The sequence below is a fragment of the Actinoplanes sp. KI2 genome, from assembly GCF_025630775.1.
Lineage (GTDB): Bacteria > Actinomycetota > Actinomycetes > Mycobacteriales > Micromonosporaceae > Actinoplanes.
The window spans coordinates 97,881-108,727 of the sequence record NZ_JAOSZE010000036.1; the positions used below are offsets into that span (position 1 = coordinate 97,881).

The 10,847-nt window shown below is 71.8% G+C and carries 11 protein-coding genes; 9 read left to right on the forward strand and 2 right to left on the reverse strand.

Annotated elements, in window-relative coordinates:
• The first annotated feature begins 31 nt into the window (after positions 1-31).
• Both ODJ79_RS33240 and ODJ79_RS33245 read left to right on the forward strand, forming a co-directional pair.
• Positions 32-400, forward strand: a complete 369-nt coding sequence (locus ODJ79_RS33240; RefSeq protein WP_263027594.1) for a hypothetical protein — start codon at positions 32-34, stop codon at positions 398-400.
• The gene (locus tag ODJ79_RS33245; protein ID WP_263027595.1) at positions 400-2,739 is read left to right on the forward strand and encodes a DUF4132 domain-containing protein; all 2,340 of its coding nucleotides are present in this window, start codon (positions 400-402) and stop codon (positions 2,737-2,739) included. Before ODJ79_RS33240 ends, ODJ79_RS33245 begins: the two co-directional genes overlap by 1 nt.
• 3 nt (positions 2,740-2,742) lie before the next feature.
• On the opposite strand, the gene ODJ79_RS33250 is transcribed toward ODJ79_RS33245, so the two are convergent.
• Together ODJ79_RS33250 and ODJ79_RS33255 are read right to left on the reverse strand one after the other, a co-directional pair.
• The gene (locus ODJ79_RS33250; protein ID WP_263027596.1) at positions 2,743-3,450 is read right to left on the reverse strand and encodes a hypothetical protein; all 708 of its coding nucleotides are present in this window, start codon (positions 3,448-3,450) and stop codon (positions 2,743-2,745) included.
• A gap of 233 nt (positions 3,451-3,683) precedes the next feature.
• Positions 3,684-4,619 carry a helix-turn-helix domain-containing protein gene (locus ODJ79_RS33255; protein WP_263027597.1) on the reverse strand — a complete coding sequence of 312 codons (936 nt, stop codon included), beginning with the start codon at positions 4,617-4,619 and terminating at the stop codon, positions 3,684-3,686.
• Between the two features lie 103 nt (positions 4,620-4,722).
• Between ODJ79_RS33255 and ODJ79_RS33260 the strand changes: the two genes are divergently transcribed.
• The 7 genes from ODJ79_RS33260 to ODJ79_RS33290 all read left to right on the forward strand — a co-directional run.
• The gene (locus tag ODJ79_RS33260; RefSeq protein WP_263027598.1) at positions 4,723-5,784 is read left to right on the forward strand and encodes a saccharopine dehydrogenase NADP-binding domain-containing protein; all 1,062 of its coding nucleotides are present in this window, start codon (positions 4,723-4,725) and stop codon (positions 5,782-5,784) included.
• A 306-nt stretch (positions 5,785-6,090) separates the two neighbouring features.
• Positions 6,091-6,279, forward strand: a complete 189-nt coding sequence (locus ODJ79_RS33265; RefSeq protein ID WP_263027599.1) for a hypothetical protein — start codon at positions 6,091-6,093, stop codon at positions 6,277-6,279.
• Entirely contained in the window at positions 6,276-7,496 is a 1,221-nt protein-coding gene (locus ODJ79_RS33270) for an FxsB family cyclophane-forming radical SAM/SPASM peptide maturase (protein WP_263027600.1), read from the forward strand. The genes ODJ79_RS33265 and ODJ79_RS33270 overlap by 4 nt, the downstream gene beginning before the upstream one ends.
• Before the next feature lie 160 nt (positions 7,497-7,656).
• Positions 7,657-8,142, forward strand: a complete 486-nt coding sequence (locus ODJ79_RS33275) for a hypothetical protein (RefSeq protein WP_263027601.1) — start codon at positions 7,657-7,659, stop codon at positions 8,140-8,142.
• 124 nt (positions 8,143-8,266) lie between these two features.
• On the forward strand, positions 8,267-9,061 hold the full coding sequence (locus tag ODJ79_RS33280) for a MarR family winged helix-turn-helix transcriptional regulator (RefSeq protein WP_263027602.1): 795 nt from the start codon (positions 8,267-8,269) through the stop codon (positions 9,059-9,061).
• Between the two features lie 63 nt (positions 9,062-9,124).
• On the forward strand, positions 9,125-9,583 hold the full coding sequence (locus ODJ79_RS33285) for a hypothetical protein (protein WP_263027603.1): 459 nt from the start codon (positions 9,125-9,127) through the stop codon (positions 9,581-9,583).
• A gap of 364 nt (positions 9,584-9,947) precedes the next feature.
• Positions 9,948-10,847, forward strand: a 900-nt coding sequence (locus ODJ79_RS33290; RefSeq protein WP_263027604.1) for a monooxygenase, incomplete at its 3' end; no start/stop codon positions are given.

A 10,847-nucleotide genomic window follows, 5' to 3' on the forward strand; every position in this document is an offset into this window, starting at 1 on the left:
TCATCTGGCGCAGACACGACGGGGAGGGTTCATGACCGAGGTGGTCGTGCGCGACGAGACGATGGCCGGCCGGGCCCTCGACGAGTGGGTGCTGCCGGGCCTGCCCGAGCGGATGAGCGCCCGGGAGCTGGTGCGCCTGCGGGTGCGCGAGGAGGTGGCCCGGTTCAACGCCGCCCCGGCGCGGCACGACTCGTTCCGCGGGCTGGTGCGGCCGGCCGATCCCGCCAGCCCGCGGCTGGACTGGGAGGCACAGGCCGACGCCGCGTGCGCGGGGTTCGCAAGCAACGCGTTCGTGATGATTGCCGGTGACCGGCAGATCGAGGATCTCGACGAGATCATCGACCTGGAACGCGCGCACGCCGTGGCGTTCATCAGGTTGACGCCGCTGGTCGGTGGCTGATGACCGATCAGCAGGTCGACGCGGCACGGGCGCTCGCCGATCAGATCATCCGCGGCCCGGCGGTCCACGCGCTGGCCGGTCAGAACGGCGAAGTGCGCCGCCAGGCCCTCCGGCTCGTCCACGAGTTCGTGGTGCGCAAGAACTCCTCCTCACTCCAGCACTACAGCCGTGCCCTGGCCGTCGCGGAGGGGCTCGACACTCCCTGGACCAGGGACGATTTGATCTGGGCGCTGAGCCTGCTGCTGCGCAAGGACCCCCGCAGGGCAAACTCGGACGCCCCGTTCTGGGTGCCCGGGTTGATCGCCGTCGCGGTCGATCCGGCCGACCTGGACGGTCTGGAGGACCAGCTGTCGGCCGTGTTCGCCGCGCTGCACGGCACCTTCTGGGTCGGTAAGGACGGGCTGCGCCGACTGGCGCGGCTCTACGGCACCGCACTCGGCCGTTTCCAGCAAGGAGTGCCCGCCGACCTGTCGATCGCGATGCGCAGTGCCCGCGGGGACACCTCCGGCCTCCGGCCGCTGCTCACCGACGCTGGAGTCCAGGAGGTCTTCCGGTTCGCCGCCGACCTGGCCAAACCGGCACCGGCGAAGGCCTGGCTGCGCGAGGCCGACGAGCGGCTGGCCGCCGTGCCCGAGGCACGGCAGGCCGTGGGGCTTCTGCTCGGCGCCTATCGCGGCGGGGCCGATCGCGTGTACGACTACGTCGACGTGCTGCTGCGCGGGCTGGTCTGGCTGCAGTCGCGTGTCGTCGGCGACGAGAGCACCGCCTTGCTCTGCGACGTCGCTGCCGCGTTCGCCACGCCGATCCGGCGGGGCGGCGGGGACCTCGTCGCGCCCAAGGCCGCGGCCGCCGCGGTCGACGTTCTGGCCCCGCGCCCGGGCGACGCTCCGGTGCAGATGCTGGCCCGGCTCAGCCTGACCGTACGCAACAGGTCCCTGCTGTCACGGGTCCGCACCGCCCTGGAACGGATGGGCCGGGAGCGCGGCTGGACGCCCGGCGAGGCACTCGAGCTGACGGTGGACGACCACGGTCTCGACCACACCGGCCGGCGCGCCTGGAGCATGGGCGAGGGCGACGAAGCCGTGGTGGCCACCGATTCCGGCCGGGCGCGGCTGCAGGCGTACCGGAATGGTGCTCTGCTGCGCGCCGTGCCGCCCGAGTGGAAGGACGCGGTGGCACCGGCACGCCGCTTGGCCACCGAGATCAACAAGACGCTGGGCGTGGAGCGGCTCCGGGTGGAGGGACTCTTCTCCCAGGATCGGGTCTGGAACTGGGCCACGTGGGCGCGGCGATACCTCGACCACCCGATCACCGGCGTCACCGCCCGGCACCTGATCTGGCAGGTCTCGCCGGACGGCACGACCTGGATCTCGGGGCTACCCGAGCGGGCCGACACCGGCTGGACCCTGTCCGATCTGGACTCCGTGCCCGGCGAGGACTGGCGGGTGCGGCTCTGGCACCCGGCGCTCGCCGGCGCGCCCGAGGTGGCCCGGTGGCGCGGCCACCTCCTCGCGGCCGAGCTGCGGCAGCCGGTCAAACAGGCGTTTCGCGAGGTCTACCGGCTGACGCCGGCGGAGGAGCAGACGCACACCTATTCCAACCGGTTCGCCGCGCACATCCTGCACTACCGCCAGGCGAACGCGCTGATGCGCGAGCGCGGCTGGGCGACCAACTATCTGGGCGGCTGGAACGACGGCTACCACGGCGAGGCGAAGAAGGAGTTCGGCGGCGGCGAATGGCAGGCCGTCTTCTTCCACGACTGGGTCGAGTCGAGCACCTCGGAGCAGCCCTATTGCACGACCGACCAGGTCCGCTTCGGCCGGCGGGACGGCCGGGCCTGGGCGATCACCCCGCTCGCCGAGGTGCCGCATCTGGTCTTCAGCGAGGCCATGCGCGACGTCGACCTGTTCGTCGGCGTCACGTCGATCGCCGCCGACGACGACTGGCAGGACCGCGGCGAGGAGCGCTTCCACGACTACCGCCTGCGCGCCGCGTTCGCCGAGCTGACCCCGAGCGCCGAGATGCGCCGCGACGCGCTGGCCCGCCTGCTGCCTCGCCTGACCGTGGGTCCGCGGTGTGAGTTGCAGGAGCGCTTCCTGCGGGTGCGGGGCAGGCTCGGGTCATACCGCATCCACCTCGGCTCGGCCAACATCCTGATGGAGCCCGACGACGCGTACCTGTGCATCGTCCCCGACCGCGCCAAGGCGAAAAAGGTCGTCCTGCCCTTCGACGATGACCCGGTGCTCTCGGTGATCCTGTCCAAGGCCATCATGCTGGCCGCCGACGACAAGATCACCGACCCCACGATCGCCGTCCAGCTGCGCCGGAGCCGCCTCTGAAGATCATTTGAGGTAGGTCACCTCGACCTCGTAGTCGCCCGCGGCGGTGGCTTTGGTGAACCGCAGGACGAAGCGCCGGGGGTTGAGCGTGTCGCCCGAGGTACCGCAGAACGGTCCCTCGCCGATCAGTTTCCTGACCGCGTTCTGCGCCACGACGGTGCAGGTGCTGTCGTGACCCTGCGGCGCGAACCGCGCGTTGCCATGTCTGGTGATGGTGCCCGGCTCGATCTGGAAATCGTCGTCCGCGGTGCCCGTGTCGTTGAAGGGGATCGCGTCCGAGTCCACGTCGAGGTAGACCGCGGAGGTGACGACGAGCCTCTCGGTGACCGTCGGGCCGCCGGCGGTGCGCGCCGGCTCCCGGGGCTCCGCGGGTGTCGTTGCCCCGGCGCGGGCCGGCGGGCTTGCGGTGCGGCCCGGCGCCGCTCCCGGGTCGGCGCCGTCGATCCGGTTGGTCGCCGTCGTCGGGGCGTCGCCCGGCGGCGGGTTGTCACCCATCGGCGGGGCGTCACCCAGCGGCGGGGCGTCACTCAGCGACGGGGCGTCACCCAGCGACGGGGCGTCACCCAGCGGCGAGGTGGCTGTCGGCTGTGCCGGTGTGGCGCTGGGCGATGGGGGCACGGCTGCTTTGGCGTCGCACCACCTCTTCATCCCGCAAAACGCCGGGAAGGTGACCGCCACGGCACCCACCAGGGCCACTATGACCGAGGCCACCGCGGTGATCGTGGTGGTACTGACAGTCGAGCTCGTCGGGGCGGCCGGCTTCGGGGCGGCGGTCTTCCGGCCGGCTGCCGGTGGCCTCGGCTTCTTCGGTGTGCGCCTGCCCAACGTGGTCATCAGCTCCGAGAGAGACGTACTGCGGCGGACGACCTCAGAAACGACACACCCCCACGGGCCGCAACTGTCGCCTTGCGGACCTACTCCACGCCTAGGTCGCCCTGCCGCACCTATCCCGCGCGGAAGGTGCGTCGGTAGGTGTCCGGCGCGACTCCGACCGTACGGTGGAAATGTCTGCGCAGTGTCGTCGCCGTGCCCAGGCCGGCGGCCTCGGCGATGACGTCGATGCTCTGGTCGCTGCTCTCGAGCAGCTCCTGGGCGCGCCGGACCCGCTGGGTGGACAACCATTGCAGCGGTGTCGTGCCGGTGGCCGAGCGGAACAGCCGGGCCAGGTTGCGGGAGCTCATGTTGGCCTGCCGGGCCAGGTCCTCGACGGTCAGCGGATGGTCGAGGCGTTCCATCACCCAGGGCAACAGGCCGCCGAGCGGGTGGTCGTCGCGGGCCGGGACCGGGGTGGTGACGAACTGGGCCTGGCCGCCGGCGCGGTGGGGCGGGACGACGAGGCGGCGGGCGACGGCGTTGGCGACGGTCGAGCCGTGGTCGCGGCGGATCAGGTGCAGGCACAGGTCGATGGCGGCGGCCTTGCCGGCCGAGGCCAGCACCTTGCCGTTGTCGACGTAGAGGACGTCCGGGTCGACGTGCACCCGGGGGTAGCGGGCGGCCAGCTCGCCGGTGTGTGCCCAGTGGGTGGTGGCGCGCAGGCCGTCGAGCACACCGGCGGCGGCGAGCACGAACGCGCCGGTGCACAGCGACACCATCCGGGCGCCGGCCTGATGGGCGGCGCGCACGGCGTCGACGAGATCGGCGGGCAGCTCGGCGTCGACGTCGACGGCCGGGACGATCACGGTATCGGCGCCGGCGAGCCGGTCCGGCCCGGCGTCGGGCTGCACGGTGAACCGGCCGGCGCGGACCGGGCCGGCGCCGCAGACGACCATGTCGTACCACGGGTCGGCGAGGCCGGTGGTATCCCGGGCGAAGATCTCGCAGGCGGCGGCGAACTCGAAGTGCAGCATGCCGTCGGTGGCGGCGAGCGCGATCGTGGCCATGTCCGAAACTGTACGGGCATTGGCGTTCCAGACACTCGCCGTGGGCCGGGGACTGCCGGAGGATCCGGGTAGACGATCTTTTGGGCGGCGCGGAGGAGTGGCGATGAAGACCGTGGCGGTGTTCGGGGCGTACGGGCACACCGGCCGTTTCGTGGTGGCGGAGCTGCGCGCTCGCGGGTTCGCTCCGCTGCTTCTGGGGCGGAACGCGGATCGGCTGGAGGCGCTGGCGGCCGAGCATCCGGGGCTGGAGCACCGGGTCGCGTCGGCCGGCGACCCGGCCTCCCTGGACGCGGCGGTGAAGGGCGCCGCCGCGGTGATCAACTGCGCGGGCCCGTTCGCGTCGACCGCCGGGCCGGTGATCGAGGCGGCGTTGCGGGCCCGGATCCCGTATGTGGACGTGGCGGCCGAGATCGAGGCCAATGTGGACACCTTCGACCGCTACGCCGAACCGGCGCGGGAGGCGGGTGTCGTGGTGGTGCCGGCCATGGCCTTCTACGGCGGGCTCGGCGACCTGCTGGTGACGGCGGCAATCGGCGACACCGACGCGGCCACCGGCGACACCAGCGCGGGGGCAATCGGCGACATCGGCGCGGCGGACGAGGTGCATGTCGCGTACGGGCTGAGCAGCTGGCAGCCGACGGCCGGAACGCTGGCCGCCGGGGTGGTCTCGCGGGACCGGCGCGGCGGCCGGCGGGTCCGCTACACCGGCGGCCGGCTGGAGTACTACCCGGCCGAGGGCGATCTGCCCACGGTGGAATGGGAGTTCCCGGCGCCGCTGGGGCGCCGCGCGGTTCTCGGCGGGTTCACCATGCCCGACGTGGTGACCGTGCCGAGCCACCTGCGCGTGAGCGAGGTGCACACGTACATGACGATCGAGGCGGCCACCGGCCTGGCCGCGGCGGTCCCGGTCGAGGAGTCCGGACGGACGGCGGAGACCTTCACCGTCGACGTGGTCGTGCGCACCGGCGGCACGCAGCGGCGCAGCACGGCGAGCGGGCGGGACATCTACGCGGTCAGCGCGCCGCTGGCGGTGGAGGCGGTGGACCGGATCCTGACCGGCCGGACTCATCGGGCGGGCGGTGTCACCTCGGCCGGGGAGATCTTCGACGCGGCGGACTTCCTGCGAGCGCTGTCGGCGCACCTCACGGTTACCTCAATCGCCTGATCCGGCCGACGCCATCCGCGCCCGCGAGGTCCGGGCCCGCGCGCTGGACATCCGCACCACGCTCGAACATGAGTCGGCCGGGGAACCTGCGGGACAAGCTCGGCATCCGCATGCGGCCTGCGAAACCGATGCGCGTCGAAGTATCGTGTCCAAAAGCTCTCGGTCGGGGCCCGAGACCTCCATCGAGATCCTTTGCGGTTCCAGCGCCACCGGAGGTGCTCCGGACGGCGCGAGTGCGGACACCGGCGGCAAAGCCGGCTGGCACGACCGTGACTCACCAAAGCCGCGGACGCGGAAGGCTGGTGGATGAACGCTACGACTGGCGGCCCGGAAGGCCTCTCCACGGAGGACGAGGCCGTTCCCGACGTCACCAAGATTCCTCTGCTCCAGCTCGTCACCCACGGAGACCGGGTATGGGACGCGGCGATTCGGCGGCTGGTCAAGGATGTCGTCGAGGCCGACGAGATCACGGCTGGCTTCGGCAACATCCCATGACCCGGCCGCACGAATGGCCGGCCGATCTGGATGTCACGGCCGCGCTGGCGGGGGGCTTTCGGCCGTACGCTTTCCGGGAGTTCGTCCTCAAGATCAACCAGCGGTGCAACCTCGCCTGCGATTACTGCTACGTCTATGCGATGGGCGACCACAGCTGGCGCGATCGACCGAGCGTGATGTCCGGCGAGGTCCTGCGGACCGCGGCGGCCCGCATCGCGGAGCATGCCCGCGAGCACGAACTGGACACGGTACGGGTGATCCTCCACGGCGGCGAACCGCTCCTGAGCGGCCGCGATCGCCTCGCCGCCCTGATCGGCCGGCTGAAGACCGACATCGGTGACCGCCGTCTGCAGATCGCGGTGCAGACCAACGGCTTGCTGCTCGACGAGCCGATGCTCGACCTGTTCCGGGCCGAAGGCGTCCAGGTGGGGGTCAGCATGGACGGGGCCGGCGCCGACAACGACCGGCACCGCCGGCACGCGGACGGCCGGGGCAGCGCCGCCGCCGTGGAGCGTGCTCTGGGCCTGCTCACCGACGCCCGCTACCGGCCGATATTCGCGGGCATCCTCTGCACGATCGACGTCACGACCGACCCGGCCCAGGTCTATGAGGCGCTGCTGCGGCATCGACCGCCGCAGATCGATTTCCTGCTGCCGCACGCGAACTGGAGCCGCCCGCCGACGCGGCCGGACCAGCGCGACGACGCGTACGGCGACTGGCTGGTCGCCGTGTTCGACCGTTGGTACGACGCGCCCCGGCAGGAGACCCGCGTCCGGGTTCTCGAAGAGATCCTCAGCCTCGTTCTCGGCGGGGCGAGCCGGTCGGAACAGGTCGGCCTCAGCCCGGTCACCGTCGCGGTCGTCGAGTCCGACGGCGACATCGAGCAGGTCGACTCCCTGAAATCGGCCTTCCCGGGCGCGTCCGCCACCGGGCTGAACATCGCGACCAACTCCTTCGACCAGGCGCTTCGCCATCCGGGCATCGTGGCGCGTCAGCTCGGGGCGGCCGCGCTGTGCGCCGAGTGCGTCGCCTGCTCGATCCATGAGTTGTGCGGCGCCGGTCACTACGCGCACCGGTACGCGACCGGCCGCGGTTTTCTCAACCGGTCCGTCTACTGCGCCGATCTGAGCCGGATCATCACGCACGTACGACGGCGGGTCACCGCCGACATCGCCGACCGCGAACGGGGTGAGAGCGCGGGTGTTCGATCGCCATAGGGTCACGCGTGCGCAGCTGACCGGGTTGGCATCCGGCACGTTCAGCCCCGCGCCGATGCGACTGCTGCGGTCCGCCGAGCTCAGCCGGCGACTCCTGCTCCTCCGGTAGGTCGCCGATGTCGAACCGTTGCCCTCGGACGACACCGATAGCGTTGGCCGCATGGATCTATTGCCGCTCATCGCCACGACGGTCGGTGCCGCCATCGCGCTCTCCGGCACCCTGCTCACGGATGTCCGGCGGGACCGCCGGCAGCGGGACCGGGACAATCAGCAGCTGCGCCGCGAGGTGTACGTCGGGTTCGCGCTCGCCCTGAACACGGCGCACGACACGCTTCGGCAGATCGGCAACGGGACGGCGACCGGGGACGAGCGGCGGGCCGCGGCTGGGCGGGCGCTGGGTGAGGCGTACGGCGCGCGGGAGCGGCTGCTCATGATTGCCACGGAGCCGGTCGCGGTCGCCGGCGAGGCGGCCTTTCTGCGGCTCGGCGAGATCCGCAGCGCCATCCGCGACGGGGCGACGACGAAATCCGAGAGCTACCGGACGACGTACGAGAAGTGGGCCGAGGCGATCTGGCATTTCCGCATGACCGTACGGAGTGAGCTCGGTCAACAGGCACTGCCGCAGCTCGTGGAGGGCTTTTCTTGAGTCACACCTAACGGGGGCCGCGTTTGTCGTATCCGGGCGGCGTTGTTCGTAGCAAGGGTGAAAAGCCGCCGTGACGATCAGGGAGAACCGACCGATGCCGCATCCACCCGCCAAGGTCCACCGCATGTTCGAGCTCGTCGAGCCGATCGCCACCGTCACCTTCTCCGAGGTGCCGAACGACGCGTTCCTGGCCATCGGCATGCGCAACTACTGGGACGGATACTTCGCGGGCCGGGCGGCGCCGCTGGGGATGGCACCGGCCGAGGTGGTGCACGCGGTCTTCTACAACTTCGCCGAGGGCGAGGTGGCGCGCCACATCCCGTGGGTCTGGGGGAAGACCACCCCGCGGGAGGCGATCGCCGTACGCGAACGGGGCAGCGCCGCCGCACTGCGGCAGATGATCGGGGAGCTCGCCGACTCCCCGGCCCTGGTGCGGGTCGCCGACCTCGCCACCCGTGCAGCGGTCAGCGCGCCGACCGAGGGCCGAGTGCTGTACGCCGGGCTCCGGGCGCTCGACGTGCCCGGGGAGCCGGTGGCCAGGCTCTGGCACGCGGCGACGCTGCTGCGGGAGCACCGCGGGGACGGTCACAACGCCGCCCTCCTCGCCCACGGCATCGGCGGCACCGAGGCGCACGTCCTCCTGGCTCTGTCCCTCGGAATGCGGGCCGAGGAGTTCGGCCGGGTCCACCACCTGCCGAAGGCACAGTTGGCCGCCGTCGTCGACGGGTTGCGCGGCCGCGGCCTGGTAGACGCCGCCGGCGGGTTCACCCCGGCCGGCCGGGAGACCAGGGAGCGGATCGAGGCCCTCACCGACGAGTTGGCGGCGCCGGCGTACGAGATTCTCAGCCCGGACGAGCTCGACGAGCTGATCGCGGGCCTCGAGCCGATCGCCGCCGCGGTACAAGCGGCCGACGACTGAGCCGGCCGTTCAAGGCTGTTGGGTGCCGGCGTCGTGGCTGGAAGCACCCGCCACAATGGAGTCGTGCCGGATCATTCGTGGCTGCCGCGTGTTCGCCGCGCCGAGGTCGTGCTGGGACTCCTGCTCGCCGCGGTGAGCTTCGCGCCGTGGTGGACCAGGGTGGACGGCAGCACGGCATCGGCCTGGACCGGTCCGCATTTCTGCTGGCTGGCGGTGTTGCTGTGCCTGACGGTGATAGGTGTCCGGGCGTTTCCCGTGCGGGCGCTCGGGGACCGATGGGCAGTGGCGGGCGTGGTCGTGGCCTTGGCCGTCGCAGGGTGGGGATGGCTCTCCGGGTTCGCCCACGGCGGCGCTTCCCCGGGCGACGGGTCGCACCAGCTCGCTTGGGTGCTGCAGGATCAGGGCGCTGAAGCCGGGCCGGTCGGCAGCCCGTACGACATCGCCTGGGGTCTTCCCGCCGGCCTGTGCCTGATGGCTCTGCTGCTCGTCACCCTCACCGCCGCGGCGAGGCTGCAGCCCTGAGGCGGGTCGAGGCTCGCGTGCCATTCGGTCGCGGACTCCGAACAGCGACCGGTAGCCGCCGGTGTTGGCCATGTTGAGCATGCCCAGGTTCTTGGTGGCGCTGGCCGCGTTCGGCAGGACTTGATCACGAGAGCCTGGCCCACGGCGAAGTCCACGCCGGCGGCGAGCCGCCCATGCCGGCGAAGGCTCGGATCTGCGATGAACGCCACGCCCAGGCCGCCGCGGCCGCCTGGCCTCGTCAAAACTGCTCGATCGTGTCCTTGCCGTTTCAGGTGGCTCTCACAGGATTTTCCCGAGATGTACCGTAAAGGTGGCTTGTCCATGCTCGAAGCAGATGTGCCTACGGGGACGGAGGCGAATTGCGGTGCGGACGACACGGAGAACACGGCGGCTCGGCGCCCTCGCGACCGGTCTGGCGGTCGCGATGATCGTGGCCGGATGCGGCGGCGGGGGCGCCAGTTCGGGGGCGGCCGGGCATGCGGGACACGAGCACGGTTCGGAGCCGATCCCGGCGGCCGCACCGCTACGCGCGGGTGAACGGTTCGTCACGCTGCAGATCCCACGACCGTACGAGCCGGTGGCACCCCACGGCGGGACCGACGAATACCGGTGCTTCCTGGTCGACCCGAAGGTGACCGCCAACGCGTACCTGACCGGAAGCCAGTTCCTGCCGCAGAACACGGCGATCGTGCACCACGCGACCTTCTTCCGGGTCGAGCCGGGCCAGGCCGCCAAGGCGCGCGCCGTCGACGCCGCCGACCCCGGCGAGGGATGGACCTGCTTCGGCGGCGCCGGCATCGGCGGCGACGCCGGGTGGGTGGCGCACTGGGCGCCCGGCGCCAACGAGACACTGCTGACCCCCGGCGTCGGCTACCCGATGCCGCCGGGCAGCCTGCTGGTCATGCAGGTGCACTACAACCTGCTGGCCACCGGCGGCAAGCCGGGCGGCACCGACCAGTCCAGCATCCGGCTGCGCCTCGCCGACGGCGCCAAGAAGCTCGCGCCGCTGGAAACCGTGAAACTGCGGGCCCCGGTGGAACTGCCCTGCGCGGCCGGCGAGTCCGGGCCGCTGTGCGACCGGAACGCGGCCGTCGCCGACGTGACCCGCCGCTTCGGCGACGAAATCGGCTCCATCGAGGACGCGCTGGCGCAGATGTGCGATCACGGCACCCCGACGCCCGGCGCCAGCCAGCAGTGCGACCACCCGGTCCCGCAAGCCGGCACCATCTACGCCATCGCCGGGCACATGCACCTGCTGGGCCGT